Genomic DNA, 21,684 nt, shown 5'->3' on the forward strand with positions numbered 1-21,684 from the left:
AGCCGTCTCCACCTCGACGCCGATTCCTGTGGGCACAGGCTCCACTCACGCATCCTGAGGCTGTGGATGCCCAAAGCGTATCCACAGGGCGCATTCTCGCTCTTGCCCAAGCCATGCGCTCGCGGTGAGTCTGTGGGCATGAGAACCCTGGGACTCATCCACCGCATTGAGACGAACGGAGCCGTCACGAGCATGAGCATCGAAGCCGAATCAGCCCAACCGGCCCTCGAGGTCTTCCGGTCTGCCCTCGGAGCGGAACTGACTTCCCAGGACTTGGCCGCCGGCAACAGGCTCGACGATCACAGAATCGAGTCGATCAGCTGGGGTCATTGGCAAAGACTCAATCCCATCACTGTTGTTGGGGCGAATGTTCTGCGCACCACCGACGACTGTGCCGACTCCGCGCGGACGAACGTGTCCGTCCTGGCAGGACCGGATGCGGGATTCGCCCTGACGCTCGACCCACGGCGGGCTCGCTTGTCTCGACTGCCCCACCCTGATTGCCTGACCATCATCGACCCCAGCATCTCCCGCGCCCCTCAGCCGCTGCGACTCGATGCCACGGGGACTGGGCCCGCCGCAGCTCTGGGTGCGACTGTGCTCGCACCGGGCACGGCAGACGGCTCGTCGGCCGGCTCTTCTTCCTCGGCTGCCCGTTCGGCTCCGCCGATCCGGTCCCCGCCGCTGCACCACAGCAATGACATCCACATCGCCCCGAAGACGATCGACGATCCTCGGCCGGCCAGACCCCCACAGTGGTGGACGTTCCTCATCCCCGTCGGCATCGGCGTGGTGCTGGCCGTGGCCACCGGAATGTGGTGGTTCCTGTTCTTCAGCGTTTCGGCCCCGCTCTCCGGGTGGGTCGCCTACGTGGTGGAGAAGAAGCGTTTCACTCGCGACAGCGCGCAATGTCGACTTGACCGCGACGAGGCGTTGGCCGAGGCGCGGGCCAGGCTGAGCCGCCTGGAGACGTCGCACCGTCAGATGATCTTCTCGTCCCCTGGTCTGTGTCTGGGTTTCGGGACGGTCTTCAGCGACCTCACTATCGACGAACGGCTGCAGCATGGAACAGACCACATCGACGGTCGGATCGTCTGCACCGATATGCCGGTCCGCATCGATCCACGTACGACCACGGTCACCGTCAGCGGAACACCCGCAGTCCTGCGCACCATGGCCTTCGCCTGGTTGGCCGACCGGCGATTCAGATGGCGACCGAGTCCCGAACTCTCATTGCTGCCGGAACTGGCAGGCACCGGGTTCTCCGCCGACCACGCATCGACCACTGTCGGGTCAGGGTCACGCCCAGACGCCGGCATCGACGATCCCATCTCGATCACCCTCGACGAGGCGGTTCACCCCGCCGTGCTCACGCTCACCGCCCCGCATGCCGGCTCTGCGGTCTCGCTGACGGTGGGCTCTCTCGCGCAGGCACGCACTACCTCGTCGACCGCACCCGGTGGCCCGGTGCCAGGACGGGCACTCGTCGCTGCACTCATGCCGGCCGCGCGATTCGTCACTCTGCACTGTGGCCGTTCGGCCGAAACCGGCCCCCGCACCTGGCCCGACCATGGTCTCGGCGAGCTCTGTGACGATGCGCCCGGGGCCATCAGAGCGCGGTGGCGGTCTCCCGCCTCGGGGCCGGTGCCGATCGGGCGCGGAACCGTCGGTGACGTCGGCGTCGATCTGTTCTCCGACGGTCCTCACGCTCTCGTCGCCGGCACCACGGGCAGCGGAAAATCCCTGCTCCTGCAGACATGGCTGCTGTCGATGGCTTTGGCACAGCCGCCTCGGCGACTGCGTTTCGTCCTCATCGATTTCAAAGGTGGGGCCACGTTTTCACCACTGCAGGATCTGCCTCACACCGACAGTGTGCTCGACGACTTCGACTCCGGTCTCGCCTTTCGCGCTCTCGTCTCCGTGCGCGCCGAGATCACCCATCGAGAGCGGCTGTTGGCCGATCACGGGTGTGCCGATGTCACCGATCTCGCCGATCCTCCCCCACGACTCGTCGTCGTCATCGACGAGTTCCATGCGCTGATGGCCACTCATCCTCGCGCCACCGACCTGCTCGAACACCTCACAGCTCTCGGCCGGTCCCTCGGCGTCCACCTCATTCTCGCCACTCAGCGCCCGATGGGCGTCGTCACCGGGCAGATGAAGGCGAACATCAACATTCGCGTGTGCCTGCGAGTGCGCGATGAGACCGATTCCTTCGACGTCATCGGCTCCGAGGCGGGTGCGTTCCTGCCCGCGGACAAGCCCGGCGCCGCCTGTCTGGACTCCGGGATCAGCGTCACCCGATTCCGCGTGGCGGTTCCTTTCGGACATGACGCCCACACCGAGGCGGCCCTCCGCCCTCGCGTTCGTCCCTGGGTTCCGGGGCCGGTTCCGTCCCTGGCCAGCGGCGCCCACGGCGTTCACGTCGACAACATCATCGCCGCGGCTCACGACATCGCCAGGGCCGAGGACGCTTCGGCTCATCGACAGGTGGTGCTGCCTCCCTTGCCGGGACCTGAAGAGATGTCGGCCTGGGCGGCAGGGGCACTGGCCCATTCTGATGGTGAGCTCGCCGCTTCCTCTGCGGTACCGGTGACGGACGGTGGTGAATTCGCGCCGACAGTCACGGGGATCATCGATGTTCCCAGTCAGCAGCGGCAGCAGATGTGGACATTCGACCCGGACGTGGATGGTTCCACGATCCTCACAGGCGGCAGCCCGGACACCGTGGAATCCGTGCTTGCGGCCATGGCACGAGCGGCCGCTCCGACCCGGCGGATCATCGCGATCGGCAGGATCGCCGCGGTCCTCGACTGGGCCGAGATCAGCTGCGGATTGAGCTCGGGCTGGCGGATTCAGGCGGTGCTCGACCATCTCTCTGCCAGTGGGGGCCCGAGCAGATTCTCGCGCGCCGGTGAAAGCACAGATTCCCCGACCGGGTCGAGGCAGAGTCGACAGCCACCGAGCCTGATCGTCTGCAGCAATTGGGCCGAGTTCGTCGACTCGCTCGACCACTACTGGGCCGAACGGGCCGAACGTCTCCTCGGACATGGTGCCGAATCGGATCTCGTGTTCCTGCTCGCCGGGTGCCGGAATATGACGAGCTGGAGCTCTCGTTTCTCCACCCAGATCATCTTTCCGCCCGAGGCCGGCGAAGACGGAACGAGCGTCGGGCTCAGCCGACAGCGATTCGCCGGTTCGTGGCCGGATCTCCGCGCCGTCATCCGCGGTCCCCGCGCGCAGGCCGCCGGCGGGGACGGTGCTGATGTGCAGTTCGCACCCGGTGATGCGGCACGATTCGATTCGTCGATGTCCGAGGCGGGCACCAGCATCCTCGGCGGATCACCCGGCATTCCGGAGGCCCGGAAGGGATTCGCTCCACGCTGGCGGGGGCTTGACCAATCTGTGGGCGTGGGCGAGGAACCCTTCAGCGGCATGCCGGGCTGCATCCGGGTCGGCGTTGATGCTTTCGACGACCTCGTGGTGTGGGATCCGCGGCGAGACGGTTCGGTGCTCACCGTTCGCGGTTCTCCGCAGAGCGGCAAGACCGGATTCGCGACGTACCTGGGCCGCCTCGGCGGGGTCTCTGTCCACGACGATGTGCACATGGAATCGGAACCAGCCGACTGGAATCTGCTCGACGGACGCTTCCATGTGCTCACTGTGCCGACACGGTTCACTCCCGGCTATGGTTCCTCTCTGGCGAAGGCACAGAGTCTCGGACCGCTTCTGGTGCTCGGTGCGCATACCAGGCAAGATCTCACCGGGCTCGGAGTGCTGCGACAGGCCCCGCTCGACGGGCTGCCGGGGACGGGCTGGTTCGTCACCGAGGACCGGGCTCGCCCTGTTCGCCTCTTCAGCCCAACGGGAGTCGAGCCTGAGTCAGTTGACGTCGGCAGGCGGTCCTGAGAGAGTCTCGTAGCGGTAGAGCTCGGTGGCGGTTCCGGCGTCGAGCAGTCGATCGGCGAGCGAGGAGATCACGGGCATTCCGCTCGTGACTTCGATGACGACATCGGCGTCGACCGACAGCCTGGCCAACAGGAGTTCGGCATCGGCGACGGCCGCGGCGAAGTCCTCACCCGTGGTGTCTGCGGCATCGTCGCGAGTCTCGAACATCGACCCGAGGATGAGCTCGGTCGGCGGTTCCTCGTCGACCTGGTCAACAACAGCGGTCCCGTCGCCGGCGGTCGCACCGGCACCCGGTTCACCGGCCGAGGGCAGAACACCGGCGGTCTCATCGGCCTCCCGCGCATAGGACACGGCGAAGGCGCTGAGTCCACCCGCCTCGGCGGTTCCGGCAGCGCCGTTCAGCAGTGCGGCACCATGAGCTCCGGCCGCCTCGGAGAGGAAGACGTTGTTCACCTGTCCGATGGTCAACTGGCCGACGGCATCGTCTCGGTTGACGGCGGTGTACCAGGCGAGGAATGCCTTCGTCAGCTTCACCGAACCGGTGGCAACGATCTCGAGGTCCTCGGCCCGACCGCCGCCGGCCGGAGGCAGAGCACCGGCGGGCACCTTGATCACGCGGGTCGTCGTCAGTGGGGTGAAGCCGAGAGCCTGCGCGAAGCCCTCTCCCGGGCTGCCGGCGTGCACACGGGCACGCAGATCGAGGCCCTCGAGTGCGGTTCCCCGCGTCTCCGCGCACACTGCGTCGAAGAGTTCACGCCCCTGACCATGTCCCTGCTCCTCGGCGGCGACCTCGACGTGGACCCACGCCCGGTAGGGGTGAAGCGGGGATTCGGCGATCGCGGCGGCTCCGACGGGAACGTCGGGGACCACCTCGGCGACGACGGAGCGGATCAACGGCGAATCCGAGGACGGACGGAACAAGGACCTGGCCATATGACCGGCCGGGGTGGTCGCGTCGGCGAACACCTCATTCAGGCGCAGATCGTCACCGTCGGTCAGCTCTCGAATCGGCATGTGCTCGCTCCTTGGGCGGTGGGGAACTTGATAATCTTGGCGTCATGACTGACTTAAGCGATCCTACCGCCGCCGCGCACGCCGCGGCCACGACCATCAACGCGAACGCGGGCATCGAAGCCCATGACATCGCGCTCGTACTCGGCTCCGGTTGGGGCGGGGCGGCGGACCTCCTCGGCGAGACCGTTGCCGAGATCTCCGCGGCGGAGGTCCCCGGATTCCACGCCCCCGCCGTCGAGGGCCACGGCGCGACGTTGCGCACGGTGCGCATCGAAGCCAGCGGCAAGCATGCGCTCGTCCTCGGATCGCGCACCCACTACTACGAGGGCAAGGGTGTCCGGGCGGTTGCCCACGGTGTGCGCACCGCCGCGGCTGCCGGCTGTTCCTCGCTGGTGCTGACGAACGGGTGCGGCGGGCTCAACCGCAATTGGGGGCCCGGCACTCCGGTGCTCATCTCCGATCACATCAATCTCACCGGCACCTCTCCGATCGAGGGCGCGAACTTCGTCGATCTCACCGATCTGTACTCCCCGCGGATGCGAGCCATCGCCAAGGAGATCGACCCGACGCTCGACGAGGGCGTGTACGCACAGTTCCGCGGACCTCATTACGAGACCCCCGCTGAGGTGCGCATGGCCGGGGTCCTCGGTGCCGATCTGGTGGGAATGTCGACGACGTTGGAGGCCATCGCCGCACGTCAGTCCGGGCTCGAACTCATGGGAATTTCGCTGGTGACGAACCTTGCCGCCGGCATCCAGGAGACCCCGCTCTCTCATGCAGAGGTCATCGAAGCCGGAGCCGCGGCCGCCCCGCGCATCTCCCGTCTGCTCGCCGACATCGTCGCGAAGCTCTGAGACGGCCAGCCCCACTCCGCGCTCCCCCGCCCCGCCACCGCGAATTCGCAAAGGACCTCATATGACCCGCGTAGCCGACCGCTTCACGAATGGATTCGACGCCGAGGTGGTCCGTGCCTGGATCGCCGACGACCCTGATCCGCAGACGGCCATCTCCTTGGAGCACATCCTCGCCGAGGCCGAGAGCGGCGACGAGGCGGCGGTCGCCGATCTCGAGGACCGGTTCTCCGGTCCCCTCGTCTTCGGCACGGCCGGTCTGCGCGGCGAGATCGCCGCCGGCCCTAACCGGATGAACCGAGCCGTCGTCATCCGTGCCGCCGCCGGACTGGCCGCATTCCTCGCAGACACCGTCGGTGAGGGCTTCCAAGTCGTCATCGGGTGCGATGCTCGGTACAAGTCCGCGGAGTTCGCCGCCGACACTGCCGCCGTCATCACCGCCGCCGGCGGAGTCGCGATTCAGCTGCCCGAGCAGCTGCCGACCCCGCTGCTGGCTTTCGCGCTGTCGCAGCGCGGGGCCGATGCCGGAGTCATGGTCACGGCCAGCCACAACCCACCGGCTGACAACGGCTACAAGGTCTACCTGGGACAGCGTCCGCTGCAGGCGATCGGATCCGAGGCCGACGCCGAAGCGGGTGCCGGAGCGCAGATCGTCAGCCCGGCCGATGCGCTCATCGCCGAAAAGATCTCAGCAGTCGAGTCCGTGGCGTCTGTGTCACGTGCGGAGTCCGGGTGGGAACATCTCGACGAGTCGATCGTCGAGGACTATCTGTCGCGCATCGACGATCTGGGTGTCCGGGCGGAGTCGGATCTCTCGATCGTGCTGACCTCGCTGCATGGTGTCGGTGCCGGAGTCGCCGAGGCTGCTCTGACCCGCACCGGGTTCACAAACCTCCACCCGGTGGCCTCCCAGCAGGCACCGGATCCGGACTTCCCGACGGTGTCCTTCCCGAACCCGGAGGAAGCCGGCGCACTCGATGAGTCCTTTGCCCTGGCCCGTGAGGTCGGTGCCGAACTCATCATCGCCAACGATCCGGATGCAGACCGGTTCTCTGCGGCCATCCCCGATGAGTCGGCGGCCATCGGCTACCGTCAGCTCTCCGGCGACGAGGTGGGGCTGCTGTTGGGTGAGGACCTCGCCGGCCGACTCGCAGAAAGCGGTTCAGACGGCGCCGTTTTCGCGAACTCGATCGTGTCCTCCCGGGCTCTCGCGGCTGCGGTTAAGAGCCACGGTTTCGCCGCAGTGAACACACTCACTGGTTTCAAGTGGATATCTCGTGCCAGTCTCGGGCTTGTCTTCGGCTACGAAGAAGCACTCGGCTACTGCGTCGACCCTATGATCGTACGCGACAAGGACGGGATTTCGGCGGCTGTGACGTTCGCAGCGCTGGCCTCACGGCTCAAGGCTGCGGGCAGCAGCATCGAGGCCGAGCTCGATCGCATCCGCAATCGCGACGGATACTTCGCCACCGCTCCGCTGAGTTTCCGTCTCGACGATGTCTCTCTCATCGGCACGGCGATGGCGAAGCTGCGTGAGAACCCTCCGGCCGCTCTTGCCGGCTCCCCGGTCGCCGAGGTCCACGACCTGTCGGCAGGGTATGAGGGGCTGCCGCCGACCGATGGAATCCTGCTCCTCTCGGAGTCGAACTCGCGGGTCATCGTGCGTCCTTCGGGTACCGAGCCGAAACTGAAATGCTATCTCGAGGTCGTCGCCGAACCCTCGGAAATCCAGGCTGCGGCCGAGGCCGATGCACGTGCTGCGGCCAGCGCCGGAGTGCGCCTGCCGACCGCCTCGGCCAGCGCCTCGCTCAAACCGGCCCTAACGGAGCGCCTGAACTCGATCACCACCGAGCTCAAAACCTTCTTCGCCCTCTAATTACTACCTCACGGCGGCCCAGCAACCTCGCGCGAGGTTGCTGGGCCGCCGTCACGTAGTATTTAGGGCCAGTAGCTGTAATAAGGAGGCGACGATGGACGTTCCTCACGATCCAGAGGTCGACGCGGTTCTGACCAGCCTGCTGGGATCACTGGGCGAAAGCAGCAGCGTCTTCGGTGCCGGTCGACTCGGTGCCGAGTGGTCGGCGAAGCGGCTGAAGACCGAAACCCATCACGCCGTCATCGAAGTTCCACCGGATGAGACCGAACGCGTTCTCAATCAGGTGACTCAGCTGGTGTCCGCACACGCTCCTGCGACCGACGACCCTGTCGTCACCATCCGCGGTGTCATCGGATCAGGCTTCGCGTCGATGAATCCGGCCTACGTCATCGTCGTACTCGACCGGAGAGAGTCGACCCTGGGGATCGCGGCCCATGCAAAAGAGGGCCTCATCAAACAGCGAACGGCGCAGAAGGCCGTCACTAAGATCCGGGAAGCCATCGCCCTCTGACACTCCCAGAACTACCTGACGGCGGCCCAGCTACCTCGCGCGAGGTAGCTGGGCCGCCGTCAGGTAGTAATTAGAGGGAGTTGAGGATTGCGGCGCTGCCGGAGAGGCCCAAGCGGGACGCGCCGGCGGCGATCATCTCTTCGGCGGCTTCGGCGGTGCGGATTCCGCCGGAGGCCTTCACGCCGAGGCGGTCGCCCACGGTCTCGCGCATGAGAGACACAGCATGAGCGCTGGCGCCTCCGGCCGGGTGGAAACCGGTCGACGTCTTGACGAATCCGGCTCCTGCGGCCTCCGAGCGGCGGCAGGCCTCGACGATCTGCTCGTCGTTGAGCGCAGCCGATTCGATGATGACCTTGACGAGGGCGTCCCCGCTGGCCTCGACGACGCCGCGGATATCAGCCTCGAGTCCGTCGAAGTCCCCGGCGACGGCCTGTCCGATGTTGATGACCATGTCGACTTCGGCAGCACCGTCGGCGACGGCCTGAGCAGCCTCGGCGGCTTTGATCTCCGGCTTCACCTGGCCGGAGGGGAACCCGACGACGGTCGCCACGACGAGCTCACCCGGATCGGTGACCGGCAGCATGGACGGTGACACGCAGATCGCGAGCACGCCCAGCTCCTTCGCCTCCGCCACGAGGGCATCGACGTCGGCGCGGGTCGCTTCGGGCTTGAGCAGGGTGTGGTCGATGATGTTCGCGACATCGGTGCGGCTGGTCATTCGGTCCTCCAGAAGTGGTCGTGCAAGCTTGCGTGGTCGTGCATGGTTGCGCGTGCAGGTGCCGCGCAGAGTCATCAGGTCCAGCGTAGCGAGGCCAGCGGCCGCGCGGCAGTGCTGAGAGTGTGCGATTCGGCTCAGGTGATCGTGTCGAAGACGATCGATTCCGGCACCGAGGCGGCATCCCCGCCGATCTCGACCGCGGACTCCAAAGCCTCGATGGCGCGCTCGAACCGTTCCGGGGTCGCCGTGTGCAGTGTCATGAGCGGCTGACCGGCCGTGACCGTGTCCCCTGGTTTGGCGTGCAGTTCGATTCCGGCCACGTCCTGGACCGGGTCTTCCTTCCGTGCCCGTCCAGCGCCGAGACGCCACGATGCCACCCCGACGCCCAGCGCGTCGAGCTTCGTAAGCACCCCGGAGTCGGTCGCTGTGACGACCTCAGTGTGCTCGGCGACCGGCAGATCGGCGTCCGGGTCGCCGTGCTGGGCGCGGATCATCTGCTTCCACTTGTCCATGGCCCGACCGTCGGCCAGCGCGGCTCGAACATCGACATCGGTCTTGCCTGCCAGGCGCAGCATCTCCTCCGCCAGAGCCACGGTGAGATCGACGACGTCGGCGGGTCCGCCGCCGGCGAGGACCTCGACGGATTCGCGGACCTCGAGGGCATTGCCGACGGTCAGGCCCAAGGGCGTGGACATATCGGTCAGCAGCGCCGAGGTGTTGACGCCTGCGGCCTTGCCGAGTTCGACCATCGTCTGCGCGAGTGTGCGAGCCTTCGCCAGGTCCTTCATGAACGCACCGGAGCCGACCTTGACGTCGAGGACGAGACCGGAGGTGCCCTCGGCGATCTTCTTCGACATGATCGAGGAGGCGATGAGCGGGATACAGTCGACCGTCGAGGTGATGTCGCGCAGGGCGTAGAGCTTCTTATCGGCCGGCGCCAATCCGGATCCGGCGGCGCAGATGACGGAGCCGACGTCCTCGAGCTGGTCGACGATCGCCTCGTTGCTCAGTCCCGCCTGCCAGCCGGGAATCGATTCGAGCTTGTCCAGGGTGCCTCCGGTGTGGCCGAGGCCGCGGCCGGAGAGCTGTGGGACGGCCACGTCGAAGACGGCGACGAGCGGGGCCAGGGGCAGGGTGATCTTGTCGCCGACTCCCCCGGTCGAATGTTTGTCCGAGGTGGGCCGGGACAGGGACGAGAAGTCCATGCGCTCACCGGAGTCGATCATCGCCTGCGTCCAGTGCGCGATCTCAACCGGTGCCATGTCGTTGATGAAGATCGCCATGGCCAGGGCCGCCATCTGCTCTTCGGCGACAGCACCCCGAGTGTAGGCGTCGATGACCCAGTCGATCTGCTCCTTGCTCAGGGCTCGGCCATCTCGCTTTGCGGCGATGACGTCGACGGTGTCGAATGCTTCTACGCTCACGGTCTCAATCCTTCGTTCTCGTCGAAATCTGTGTTGTCGACGATGCGTGCGTTGTCGTCGAAATCTTCGTTGTCATCAATCCCTGTGGTGACACTCCGGGCCACAGCCGCCTCGGCGGGGGTAGGACTCGTCAGTGCTTGGCCTCATGGCCGTCGTGCGCCCCGGCCAGGTGTTCGGGGCCGAAGGCTTCGGGCAGGACCACGGACATCGGGGCGCGTCCGCTGGGCATGTTGATGACGAGCTCGTTGCCGCCGTGTTCGAACAGCAGCTGTCGGCATCGCCCGCAGGGAACGAGGGTGTTGCCCTCTCCGTCCACGCAGTCGAAGGCGACGAGGCGGCCCCCGCCGGTCATGAACAGCTCGGAGACCAGCGAGCATTCCGCGCACAGAGTCACCCCGAACGAGGCATTCTCGATATTGCAGCCGCCGACGATGCGACCGTCGTCGACGAGACCGGCGGCTCCGACAGGGTAGTTCGAGTACGGCACATAGGCCTTCGTCATCGCCCGTGTCGCCTCGGCTCGCAGCAGCTCCCAGGTGCCTTCGCTGAGGTCTTCGGGGCTGACCGGGGTGGGTTCCTCGCTCCAGACCGGGTCGGTCGACTCGGGTGCGGAAGCGCGGGGTTCGGGGGCAGTCATGGGGATATCTCTTCCTTCGGGTGGTGACTGTGGGGTGATCGAGGGGAAATGCCGATCCATCGCCGAGGCGGGGCTCACTTCACGTAGGGCACACCTTCCGCGGCCGGCGGGCGGACCCGACCGACGAATCCGGCGACAGCGAAGACTGTGACGATGTAGGGCAGCATGAGCAGCAGCTCGTTGGCCACCGGGGTGCCGATGGACTGCAGAGTGTTGCCGAGGCTCTTGGAGAATCCGAACAGCAGGGCCGCGAACAACGCACCCTTCGGGTTCCACTTGCCCAGGATCATCGCGGCCAGGGCGATATAGCCCTGTCCTGCCGACATCTCCTTGCCGAACGCCAATCCGGAGCCGACGGTGAAGAAGGCACCGCCGAGGCCTGCGATGGCACCGGCGAGCAGCGTATTGCGCACACGAGTGAAGTTGACCTTGATGCCGACGGTGTCCGCCGCCTTCGGGTGCTCACCGACGGCGCGCATCCGCAGACCCCATTTCGAGCGGAACACGAAGATCTGCAGCGCGATGACGACGACGTACATGATGTAGACGAGGATGTTCTGGTCGAACAGCACCCGTCCGAGCACCGGAATGTCCGAGAGCAGCGGGATCGGCAGGTTCGGCAGCTTCTGGCGGGAGTTCCACAGTCCCGGGTCCTGGGTGAGAACCGTCGAGTAGAGGAAGCTCGTGATGCCGACGACGAGGACGTTGAGGACCACGCCGATGATGATCTGGTTGACCCAGTACTTCACCGCGAAGAAGGTGAGCACCACGGCGACCAGGGCACCGGCGATGGGAGCGGCGAGCAGTCCCGCGTAGGGGTTCTTCACCACCGAGGCGACCACCGCGGCGAGGAACGCACCGGCCAGCAGCTGGCCCTCGATGGCGATGTTGATGATGCCCGAACGTTCTCCCACGAGACCGCACATGGCGCCGAAGATCAGCGGCACGGACAGTGCCAGGGCACCGGCGAGCAGCGTCGTCAGCGGGATGACGCCTCCGGATCCGCCGCCGGCCCAGGCGAGGAAGGAGAGAACGAAGATGACGCCGAAGAGCATCGGGAACCACGAGCCGAGGTCGATGCGCCTGATCGCCACATAGATGGACACAGCGGCCATGATGATGAGCAGGATGCCCAGCGTCAGCCCCGCCGCGGTCGAGGACACGGCGAAGTCGGGGATGGCGAAGAAGTCTCCGCCGGTGGCCACCCGGAAGGTCGTCTCCCCGTCACGGCCGATGAAGCCGAAGAAGATGAGCGAGACGAGGGCGAGGATCGTATAGACGATCGGGAACTTCCAGGCGATCGGCGCAAGCGCCTTGACCTGGGTCGAAGGTGTCTTATCCATGGTCTGAGCAGTCATCTCAGTCCTCCTTCCGCTTGAGCACCGGTGTGGGCAACCGGAAGATCGACCTCACCAGGGGCGGGGCCGCGATGAGCAGCACGATGACGGACTGGACGACGAGGACGATGTCGATCGGCGTACCGGTCTGGGACTGCATGAGGTAGCCGCCGGCCTTGAACGCGCCGAAGAGCAGGCCCGCAAGGAACGTCCCCAGCGGTTTCGACCGTCCCAGCAGGGCGACGGTGATGGCGTCGAAGCCGATCGATCCGCTGATTCCGCCGGTGAGTTTGTATTCGGTGCCGAGCACCTGAGCGGCACCGCCGAGTCCGGCCAGGGCACCGGCGACGATCATGACGAGGATAGTCACCTTCGACACGGAGATGCCTGCGGTCCGGGCCGCGTGCGGGTTCGCGCCGACGGCCTTGAACTCGAAGCCGATCGTCGAGCGTTCGAGCAGCCACCACACGAAGATCGTGGCGAGGATGGCGATGACGAAGCCGAAGTGGAGACGGAACGGCGGTGGCAGCAGCAGGAACATCTGCGCGGAGTCGTCGATGACGCGGGACTGCGGGTTCGCCGAGGTCGTGTGCGTGAACCAGCTCTGCTTGAGCAGGTAGCCCAGTGCGTAGCCGGCGATCGAGTTGAGCATGATCGTCACGATCACCTCGTTGGCACCGGTGCGTGCCTTGAGGACACCGGCGATTCCGGCCCAGATCGCACCGCCGATGATTCCGCCGATCGCGGCCACGAGCATGTGGACGACGGGAGGCAGCGGCAGCGCGTAGCCGAGGAATCCGGCGATGGTCGCGCCGAGGATGACCTGGCCCTGACCGCCGATGTTGAACAGACCGCAGCGGAAGGCCAAGGCGATGCCGAGACCGGTGAGGATGAGCGGGGTGCCCGAGACCATCGATTCGGTCAGGGGGCGGATGGCGCGTTCGGTGGTGCGTGCGTCCCAGTCGAAGACCGCTCCGCGGAACAGCGCCGAATAGGCGTTGCCGACGGTCTGGAAGAGCGTGGCGAAGAACTCGCCGGGAGCGGCGAAGAAGTTCTCGGCCGCCGCGACGACCTCCGCGTTCGACACGGCGATGAGGACACCGCCGAACAGAAGGGCGAGAACGATCGCCAGCAGCGAGACCAGCCAGGATCCCGACATGATCTGCTGGAGCAGAGTCTGTTCCTTGCCGTCCTCGGTCTCGGACTCCGGCGGCGGTGCCGCGGAAGGAGCCGCCGGTGAGATATCAGTCGTCATTTGGTCTCCTCCGCCGAGGTGGTGGCTGAGTCGTCGTCCGTCGCCTCGAGGGCTTCGTCGGCGGGAACGCCGGCCATCATCAGGCCCAGTGCTTCGCGGGAGGTCTCGGGTCCCACGATGCCGACGATGCGCCCGGCGTACATCACGGCGATTCGGTCGGCGAGGCCGTAGACCTCGTCGAGTTCGGTCGAGACGATGATGCAGGGGGTGCCGGAATCGCGTTCGGCGATGACGCGCTTGTGCACGAATTCGATCGATCCGACGTCGAGTCCGCGGGTGGGCTGGCTGGCGATGAACAGTCGCAGATCGCGGCCGAGCTCGCGGGAGAGCACCACTTTCTGCTGGTTTCCGCCGGAGAGGGTCGAGATCGGATCGGAGACGCTGCCGAGGCGGATGTCGAACTCCTCGACCTTCTTCTTCGCCTCTTCGTTGATGACCTTCGACCGCATATTCAGGCCCTTGGCATAGGGCTCACGATCGTAGACGTCGAGGATCATGTTCTCGCGGATCGCAAACTCCGCGATGATGCCGTCGGTCGACCGATCTTCGGGAACAAATCCGATACCGGCACCGAGGCGGTCCTTGACCGAATCCCCGACGAGCTTCTTCCCGTCGAGGGTGATCGTGCCCAACCGCGGTTCGGTGAGACCGATGATCGTCTCGGCCAGTTCGGTCTGCCCGTTGCCCTGGACGCCCGCGACGGCGAGGATCTCGCCGCGACGGACGTCGAAGGACACATCGTCGACGACGACGTTCTCGGCCTTGTCGACGACGGTGAGTCCGCGCACCTGGAAGGTGGCATCGCCGGGATCGGCGGCCTCCTTCTCGGTCGTCAGCGACACGGCTCGGCCGACCATCTGGCTGGCCAGCTCGGTCTCAGTCGACTCCGGCGAGGCCTCGCCGACGATCTTTCCGCGGCGGATAACCGTGATCGAATCAGCGATCGCACGGACCTCACGGAGTTTGTGGGTGATGAAGACGATCGACGTGCCCTGCTCCTTGAGCTGGCGCATGATCGAGATCAGTTCGTCGGTCTCCTGCGGAGTGAGCACAGCCGTGGGCTCGTCGAGGATGAGGATCTCGGCATCCCGGGACAGGGCCTTGATGATCTCCACTCGCTGCTGGGCGCCGACCGGCAGATCCTCGATGAGGGCATCGGGATCGATGTTGAAATTGAAACGCGAAGAGATCTCCTTGACCTTCTTGCGCGCCTCGCTGATGTCGAGGAGCCCGAGGCTCTTCGTCGGTTCGTAGCCCAGCGCCACGGATTCGGCGACGGTGAACACGGGCACGAGCATGAAATGCTGGTGTACCATGCCGATGCCCGCAGCGACGGCGTCGCCCGGCCCGGAGAACTTCACCGGCTTGTCGTCGATGAGGATCTCTCCCCCATCGGCGTCGTAGAGTCCGTAGAGGACATTCATCATGGTGGACTTGCCGGCGCCGTTCTCACCCAACAGGGCGTGGATCTCGCCCGGTTCGATGGTGAGATCGATGTGGTCGTTGGCCACGAACGATCCGAACACCTTGGTCATCCCGCGAAGCTCGAGTTTCACTGCTTCCGGTTCTCCTCACAAACTTGAAAACTGCAGGGCCGAAAGAACTCGGCCCTGCAGTTTAACCGACGAGCTTACTTCGGTGTGCTCTCAGACTCGACGACCAGGCTGCCATCGACGATCTGCTTCTTCAGATCCTCGACCTTCTTCTTCACGTCCTCGGGAACCTTGTCCTCGAAGTCGTGGTACGGAGCGAGGCCCACGCCTTCGTTCTCAAGCGTACCGACGTAGGGCTCATTGGAGAAGTTGTCCTCCGAGCCTTCCTTGATGGTGTCTTCGACGGCCTGCGAGATCTGCTTGACCACCGAGGTGAGGATGATGTCTCCGTATTCGGTCGACTCGTAGCCGTCGGAGTCGACCCACACGAGGTTGACGTCGCCGGCTTCCTTCGCCGCCGCTGCGGCACCGAGGCCGACGGGTCCGGCCACGGGCATGATCACGTCGGCGCCCTGCGAAATGAGCTGCTTGGTCAGCTCCTGGCCCTGGCCCTGGTTCTCGAAGTCACCGGAGAACGATCCGTCCTGCTTCTCCTTGTTCCAGCCGAGCAGCTTGACGTCCTTCTTGTTTTCCTCGTTGAACTTGTCCACGCCATCGGCGAAGCCGTCCATGAAGATCGTCACCGACGGAATCTGGATGCCGCCGAAGGTGCCGACCTTGCCCGACTCCGAGGTCGCGGCCGCAACATAGCCGGCCAGGTACGCGGCCTCGGCGGTGTTGAAGACGACTGCCTTGGCGTTGTCGATCGTCACCGGCTTGCCGTCGGCGTCGGAGAATGTGGAGTCGATGAGCGCGAAGTTGAGGTCCGGGTTCGCTTCGGCGGCTTCCTGGATCGTGTCCTCGAGGAGGAATCCGACGCCGAAGGTGAGGTTGCAGCCCTGCTGCACCATGTTGTCGACGTTCGGCCCGAAGTCCGCGTCGCCCTGCGATTCGGCGAGCTTCTCTTCGATGCCGAGGTTCTTCTTCGCGTTCTCCATGCCCTCCCGACCGGACTGGTTGAAGGACTGATCGTCCCAACCGCCGGAGTCGGAGACCATGCAGGCGAGGTAATCCGAACCGGATTCGCCTCCTTCGCCTGAACCACAGGCCGAGAGGACGAGGGCGGATGCGGCGATCATCGACACCGCTGAAGCGAGCTTCTTCACGTTTTCTCTTTTCTGATACAGACAGTGCACACGGATGAGGGCCCTGTCTGCCCCTACCGAAAATGTGAAACCACTGGACGAACTGTCATATTTTAATGAGTTTCGGTCAGTCTAATGCACTGAGGTCATTTGGAAAGGTCCGTTAGCACCTCAATCGCAGACACCGATATGAAAAAGAAACAATCCGTCATGCGGTGGGGTTATCGGTCCGAAATGCGAACAGAAAACGCCTTGTGTTTGAGACAGAAAGATGCGGCAAACGATGCGGCCGGCGGCCGGCCGGACTGGCCCATCCGGTCAATCGGGCGAACCGCGGTGAACTAGGCTAGAGACTGCTATGGCACATCTCCTCGGGGCAGAAGCCCTCCACCTCGAATACCCCACGCGAGTCGTCTTCGACTCGGTCACTCTCGGCGTCGAGTCCGGCGACATGATCGGCATCGTCGGCCGCAACGGCGACGGCAAGTCGAGCCTGCTCGGCATGCTCGCAGGCACCATCGAACCCGATTCCGGACGCGTGACGTATCGCGGCGGGCTGCGTCTGGGCATGCTCGGCCAGCGCGATGACCTCGATGACGAGGCGACCGTCGGCTTCTCCGTCGTCGGCGATGCCGCCGATCACGAATGGGCCGCCGATCCGCGGGCCCGTGACATCATCTCCGGTCTCATCGCCGATCTCGATTGGGATGCGCAGATCTCCTCGCTCTCCGGCGGTCAGCGCCGTCGAGTGGCCCTGGCGGCTCTGCTCATCGGCGATTGGGACATGCTCATCCTCGACGAGCCGACGAACCACCTCGATGTCGACGGCATCGCGTGGCTGGCGAAGCATATTCGCGGCCGGTGGCCGAAGAATTCCGGAGCCCTGCTGCTGGTCACCCACGACCGGTGGTTCCTCGACGAGGTGTGCACGAAGACCTGGGAGGTCCACGACCGCATTGTCGAGCCTTTCGAAGGCGGTTATGCCGCCTATGTCCTCCAGCGCGTCGAGCGCGATCGGATCGCCGCCGCCACCGAGGCGAAGCGACAGAATCTCATGCGCAAGGAACTCGCATGGCTGCGACGCGGTGCTCCCGCCCGGACGTCGAAGCCGAAGTTCCGCATTGAAGCCGCCAACCAGCTCATCGCCGATGTGCCGGAGGTGCGCAATCCGATCGAGCTGAAGAAAATGGCCACGGCCCGCCTGGGCAAGGACGTCGTCGATCTGCTCGACGTGTCCAAGCACTTCGCCGAGACCACGATTCTGGAGGATGTCACGTGGCGCATCGGTCCCGGTGAGCGCACCGGGATCCTCGGTCCGAACGGTGCTGGGAAGTCGACGCTCTTAGGTCTGGTCTCGGGAGAGATCGAACCCGATGCGGGTCGGGTCAAGCGCGGCAAGACCGTGCAGATCGGTGTGCTCGATCAGCAGTTCAAGGATCTGGCCCGCATCGCCGAATCCCGTGTGCGCGAAGTCCTCGCCGAGTCGAAGACCTCGTTCAACATCGAAGGCAAGGACTTCACTCCGGCCCAGCTGCTCGAACGGCTCGGCTTCGCGAAGGAGCATCTGTCCGCCCGGGTCAAGGAGCTCTCCGGCGGGCAGAAGCGCCGACTCCAGCTTCTGCTGCTGCTCATGGCCGAACCCAATGTCATCATCCTCGACGAGCCGACGAACGACGTTGACTCGGACATGCTCGCGGCGATGGAGGATCTCCTCGATTCCTGGCCGGGCACCCTCATCGTCGTCTCCCACGACCGGTACCTGTTGGAGCGGGTCACCGATCAGCAGTACGCGATCCTCGACAACGGACTGCGCCATGTTCCCGGCGGCGTCGAAGAGTACTTGCGGCTGCGAGCCGAACAGGAATGCCGCGGCACTGCAGGTTCGAACAGGGCTTCCGGCGGTTCGAACGGGGCCACAGCGGGAAACGACGGGACCGGTTCCGGTGGGGCCGCCTCGGCGAGCGAGGGATCCGCATCGGTTCCGAAGCTGTCCGGCGCGGAAGCCCGGGCGGCGAAGAAGGAACTGTCGTCGATCGAGCGGCGGATGGACAAGCTGAACACTCAGATCGCGAAGAAGCACGAGGAGATGGCCGCCCACGACCAGACCGATTTCGAGGGACTGGCCAAGCTCACGGCCGCGATCCGCGAGTCCCAGGACGAACTCGACGAACTCGAGATGCGCTGGCTCGAAGCGTCCGAAGCTCTCGAGGCCTGAGTGATCGACGAAGCGACGATGCGAGACCTGCTCGAGGCGGAACGAGCGGAGACGCAGGCGCTCATCGACCGCCTGACTCAGGGAATCGATGAGGTCTCGGCCGCTCGCGAGGGCGACAACAGCGACGACGAGCACGATCCGGAAGGGGCGACGCTCGCCTTCGAACGGTCGCAGGCCGCGACCTTGCTCGAACAGTCCGAGAATCGCCTCGAGGAGATCGCCGAGGCGGTCGACCGCCTGAACGCGGGCACGTTCGGGACCTGCATCGACTGCGGCAGACCCATCGCCGAGGCGCGGCTGGAGGCCCGCCCCTACGCGGCCAAATGCGTGAACTGCGCCGCCCGCGGCTAGTCGTTTCCATCCCCTTTCGCACGCACGAGTGCACCGTCGCACACGACCGGGCGACCGCCTCGGCGCCGGTCTGAACTTTCCCCAAAGCCTGCCGGGTGCGGTAGTGTATCGGCGTGTCATCACGGGACTATCGCATCGACCGCGCCAAGGGAATACTCATCTTCCTGGTGGTTCTGGGCCACCTCCTCGCCAGGACCTCCCCATGGGAGTCGCCGATCCTGGGCGCACCGATGTACTTCGTCTACATGTTCCACATGCCGGCGTTCGTCTTCCTTGCCGGCATCACGGCGAAGTCGAACAAACTGGCCGAACGGGTTCTGACCTACTTCGTCCTCCTCGCCACGGTGCTGCCGCTCATGTGGGGGTGGATGTGGCTCTTCGGGCTCAATCCCGACTACGACTTCCTCCGACCGTTCTGGTACACGTGGTTCCTGCTGTCGATGGCGTGGTGGATGATAACGGTCCCCTTCATCGAGCGATTCCCGCGCACGATGCTCGTCGCTTCTCTGGTCGTCGGGCTCTTCGGCGGATTGCTGCCGGTCCTCGACACCGAGCTCTCCGCGGCTCGGACGATGGCGTTCTGGCCGTTCTTCGTCATCGGCAAGCTCTACGGCAAGCAGATCATCGACTGGGCGGGCAGCCTCGCGATCTGGCAGAAACTCTGTCTCAGTGCCGCTGCCCTCGCGGCCGTCGGATATTTCTTCCTCGACCAGGTCGACTACAACTGGCTCTACGGCAGCCTCAACTTCGCCCACTTCGACGTCAGCGTTCCCGAAGGCGTGGGACTGCGACTCATCGTCGACATCGGAGCGGTGCTGCTGACGCTGGCCCTTCTATCCTGGTTGAGCAATACGAAGGACACGATCGCGACGATCGGCAAGAACAGCCTCGCTGTCTACATCCTCCACGGATTCGTCGTCCGCGCCCTGCAGCCGGTCCTCGACGAAAGCCGCAACGTCCTCCACGACGCCGTCGTCCTGCTCATCTGTGTGGCCCTGGCCGTCGTCTGGACGGGCTTGCTCGCCTGGTCGCCCTTCGAACGCGCCCTGCGCTGGTGGTCCTCGACCGTCACCGGCCTGCTGCTCAAACCGTTCCCCTTCCTCCGGCCGGAGGACTCCGACCGTCGCAGCGGGCGAGGTCGCGGAGAGCGAGGCCGCAGCAGGCGAAATCGCGGAGAGCGAGGTCGCCGTGGAGATGCCGGCTACACCGGCGACACCTATCACCCCGGGGACGCCTACAGCGAGGGCGACGGACCGGACCGGTAGGGACTCGGGCTGCAGCCCATGCCCGGAGTCGGCTACCAGCACTCCCCCGGCTACGAACAGCAGCCCGGTCAGCAACAGTCGTTCGCCTCCCCCGCCCCGGTTGCGGGCGAGCCGTACCCGTTGCCGGGTTCACATGAGGTTCCGCAGAACAACGCCACCTACGAACCCACTCAGGAGGTGCCCGCCGGCGCAGCCCAGCGGGCAGTGCGCTACCGTCGCCTGCCGGTCTATCTCAGCGGCGACGAGGACCGCTGACGATCGGGCCGCCTCGGCGGTCGCTGATCTTTGCGGGGACCCCACCGGAGCCCGACATTGCAGGCTTTCGGTCGGGCCGCCTCGGCGAGGTCGTGTTCTTTCATGGCCTTCAGCGTCGAATTATGTCGATGTGACGGACCTCACTGCGCCGATTGATGGTGTGATAACAATGTTCGGGCCGTTTGCCCGGGCTCGGCCACATCATCGAATCGGAGAGCATCCATGACCGCGACCAACGCCCTGACCCAACGCCTCGATGCCGGCCCCGTGATCTGCGCGGAAGGCTTCCTGTTCGAGCTCGAGAAGCGCGGATATCTGTCTGCCGGCGAGTTCGTCCCCGAGGTGGCCCTCGAGTTCCCCGACGCCCTGCGCTCCCTCCACGTCGACTTCCAGCGGGCCGGCTCCGACATCGTCGAGGCCTTCACCTACAACGGGCACCGCGAGAAGATGCGCGTGATCGGCAAGGAAGATCTGCTCGAACCGCTCAACCGCGCCGCCCTCCAGATCGCCCGGTCGGTAGCCGACGCCAAGCCCGGGAACTTCATGGCCGGCAACATCTCGAACTCGAACATCTGGGACCCCGCCGACGAGTCCAAGCAGTCCGAGGTGCGAGCCATGTTCGCCGAGATGGTCGCCTGGGCGGTCGAGGAAGGTGCCGACCTCATCATAGGCGAGACCTTCTACTTCGCTGGTGAGGCCATCGCCGCCGCCGAGATCGCCAAGGCCAGCGGACTGCCCGTCGTCCTCACCCTCGCCCCGATGGCCTTCCAGGAGATGGCCGACGGGGTCGGGATCGTCGAGACCGCGCAGCGCCTCGAGCAGCTCGGCGTCGATGTCGTCGGGCTCAACTGCTTCCGCGGTCCCGCGACGATGCTGCCGTGGCTGAAAGAGATCCGTCAGGCAGTGTCCTGTCACGTCGGCGCCCTGCCGATCCCCTACCGCACCACTGAGGACGAGCCGACGTTCTTCAACCTCTCCGACCCCCGCGCCGAGGTGGCCTCCCCGCACGGACGCACGTTCCCCACCGCTCTCGATCCCCTGCAGACCAACCGCTACGAGATCGGCGCGTTCGCCAAGGAAGCCTATGACCTGGGCGTCAACTACATCGGAGTGTGCTGCGGCGCGACCCCGATGCACATCCGCGAGGTCGCCGAGGCGGTCGGACTGACCACCGATGCGAGCCGCTTCTCCGAGAACATGGCCAACCACTTCATGTACGGCAGCAACGAACGGCTCGCCGACAACGTCGTGGCCCTCGGAGACACTGCCTGAGACTCGGGAGCATCGCTCACAGCTAGGCGAACGAGGGTGCCTGAGCGTCCCCGCCATAAGGCACTCGAGCGTTCTGAGCACCCCTCACTGTCAGGGCCACCCCATACAGTCAGCGCC

The 21,684-nt window shown here is 65.5% G+C and carries 17 protein-coding genes; 9 read left to right on the forward strand and 8 right to left on the reverse strand.

Going from position 1 to position 21,684, the window contains the following annotated elements; translation table 11 throughout:
• Window positions 1-138: 138 nt before the first annotated feature.
• Complete coding sequence (locus ACVZTU_RS13175; RefSeq protein ID WP_482400545.1) at window positions 139-3,909, forward strand: FtsK/SpoIIIE domain-containing protein; 3,771 nt, start codon at window positions 139-141, stop codon at window positions 3,907-3,909.
• Here ACVZTU_RS13175 and ACVZTU_RS13180 read toward each other — a convergent pair.
• A complete protein-coding gene (locus ACVZTU_RS13180; RefSeq protein WP_139908653.1) occupies window positions 3,883-4,923 on the reverse strand; it encodes a GNAT family N-acetyltransferase in 1,041 nt (346 codons plus the stop codon). The genes ACVZTU_RS13175 and ACVZTU_RS13180 overlap by 27 nt on opposite strands.
• Before the next feature lie 44 nt (window positions 4,924-4,967).
• Between ACVZTU_RS13180 and ACVZTU_RS13185 the strand changes: the two genes are divergently transcribed.
• The 3 genes from ACVZTU_RS13185 to ACVZTU_RS13195 all read left to right on the forward strand — a co-directional run bounded on the left by ACVZTU_RS13185 (window position 4,968) and on the right by ACVZTU_RS13195 (window position 8,161).
• Window positions 4,968-5,777 carry a purine-nucleoside phosphorylase gene (locus tag ACVZTU_RS13185; protein WP_139908654.1) on the forward strand — a complete coding sequence of 270 codons (810 nt, stop codon included), beginning with the start codon at window positions 4,968-4,970 and terminating at the stop codon, window positions 5,775-5,777.
• Between the two features lie 61 nt (window positions 5,778-5,838).
• On the forward strand, window positions 5,839-7,650 hold the full coding sequence (locus tag ACVZTU_RS13190) for a phospho-sugar mutase (RefSeq protein ID WP_482400546.1): 1,812 nt from the start codon (window positions 5,839-5,841) through the stop codon (window positions 7,648-7,650).
• A 94-nt stretch (window positions 7,651-7,744) separates the two neighbouring features.
• Window positions 7,745-8,161 carry a hypothetical protein gene (locus tag ACVZTU_RS13195; RefSeq protein WP_376906427.1) on the forward strand — a complete coding sequence of 139 codons (417 nt, stop codon included), beginning with the start codon at window positions 7,745-7,747 and terminating at the stop codon, window positions 8,159-8,161.
• 70 nt (window positions 8,162-8,231) lie between these two features.
• Here ACVZTU_RS13195 and deoC read toward each other — a convergent pair whose 3' ends face one another.
• The 7 genes from deoC to ACVZTU_RS13230 form a co-directional block, all read right to left on the reverse strand.
• Window positions 8,232-8,879, reverse strand: coding sequence for a deoxyribose-phosphate aldolase (gene deoC / locus ACVZTU_RS13200; protein ID WP_376906428.1), 648 nt, complete (start codon window positions 8,877-8,879; stop codon window positions 8,232-8,234).
• A 134-nt stretch (window positions 8,880-9,013) separates the two neighbouring features.
• Window positions 9,014-10,303: a thymidine phosphorylase gene (locus tag ACVZTU_RS13205; protein ID WP_482400547.1), complete on the reverse strand. Its 1,290-nt coding sequence runs from the start codon at window positions 10,301-10,303 to the stop codon at window positions 9,014-9,016.
• Window positions 10,304-10,433: 130 nt separating this feature from the next.
• Complete coding sequence (locus tag ACVZTU_RS13210; protein WP_139468462.1) at window positions 10,434-10,940, reverse strand: cytidine deaminase; 507 nt, start codon at window positions 10,938-10,940, stop codon at window positions 10,434-10,436.
• A 74-nt stretch (window positions 10,941-11,014) separates the two neighbouring features.
• Complete coding sequence (locus ACVZTU_RS13215) at window positions 11,015-12,298, reverse strand: ABC transporter permease (RefSeq protein WP_139468461.1); 1,284 nt, start codon at window positions 12,296-12,298, stop codon at window positions 11,015-11,017.
• A gap of 1 nt (window position 12,299) precedes the next feature.
• Window positions 12,300-13,532, reverse strand: coding sequence for an ABC transporter permease (locus ACVZTU_RS13220; RefSeq protein WP_482400548.1), 1,233 nt, complete (start codon window positions 13,530-13,532; stop codon window positions 12,300-12,302).
• The gene (locus ACVZTU_RS13225) at window positions 13,529-15,088 is read right to left on the reverse strand and encodes an ABC transporter ATP-binding protein (RefSeq protein ID WP_139468459.1); all 1,560 of its coding nucleotides are present in this window, start codon (window positions 15,086-15,088) and stop codon (window positions 13,529-13,531) included. Before ACVZTU_RS13225 ends, ACVZTU_RS13220 begins: the two co-directional genes overlap by 4 nt.
• Before the next feature lie 74 nt (window positions 15,089-15,162).
• Window positions 15,163-16,230, reverse strand: coding sequence for a BMP family lipoprotein (locus ACVZTU_RS13230; protein ID WP_248283945.1), 1,068 nt, complete (start codon window positions 16,228-16,230; stop codon window positions 15,163-15,165).
• Between the two features lie 337 nt (window positions 16,231-16,567).
• On the opposite strand from ACVZTU_RS13230, the gene ACVZTU_RS13235 reads away from it, so the two are divergent.
• The 5 genes from ACVZTU_RS13235 (at window position 16,568) to ACVZTU_RS13255 (ending at window position 21,567) form a co-directional block, all read left to right on the forward strand.
• Window positions 16,568-18,424 carry an ABC-F family ATP-binding cassette domain-containing protein gene (locus ACVZTU_RS13235; protein WP_482400549.1) on the forward strand — a complete coding sequence of 619 codons (1,857 nt, stop codon included), beginning with the start codon at window positions 16,568-16,570 and terminating at the stop codon, window positions 18,422-18,424.
• Entirely contained in the window at window positions 18,425-18,775 is a 351-nt protein-coding gene (locus ACVZTU_RS13240; protein ID WP_248283944.1) for a TraR/DksA family transcriptional regulator, read from the forward strand.
• A 113-nt stretch (window positions 18,776-18,888) separates the two neighbouring features.
• The gene (locus tag ACVZTU_RS13245; protein WP_482400550.1) at window positions 18,889-20,040 is read left to right on the forward strand and encodes an acyltransferase family protein; all 1,152 of its coding nucleotides are present in this window, start codon (window positions 18,889-18,891) and stop codon (window positions 20,038-20,040) included.
• Between the two features lie 18 nt (window positions 20,041-20,058).
• Window positions 20,059-20,295 carry a hypothetical protein gene (locus ACVZTU_RS13250; RefSeq protein WP_482400551.1) on the forward strand — a complete coding sequence of 79 codons (237 nt, stop codon included), beginning with the start codon at window positions 20,059-20,061 and terminating at the stop codon, window positions 20,293-20,295.
• Between the two features lie 222 nt (window positions 20,296-20,517).
• Window positions 20,518-21,567: a homocysteine S-methyltransferase family protein gene (locus ACVZTU_RS13255; RefSeq protein WP_259357717.1), complete on the forward strand. Its 1,050-nt coding sequence runs from the start codon at window positions 20,518-20,520 to the stop codon at window positions 21,565-21,567.
• Window positions 21,568-21,684 lie beyond the last annotated feature (117 nt).

Source organism: Brevibacterium sp. OS20, assembly GCF_056837565.1.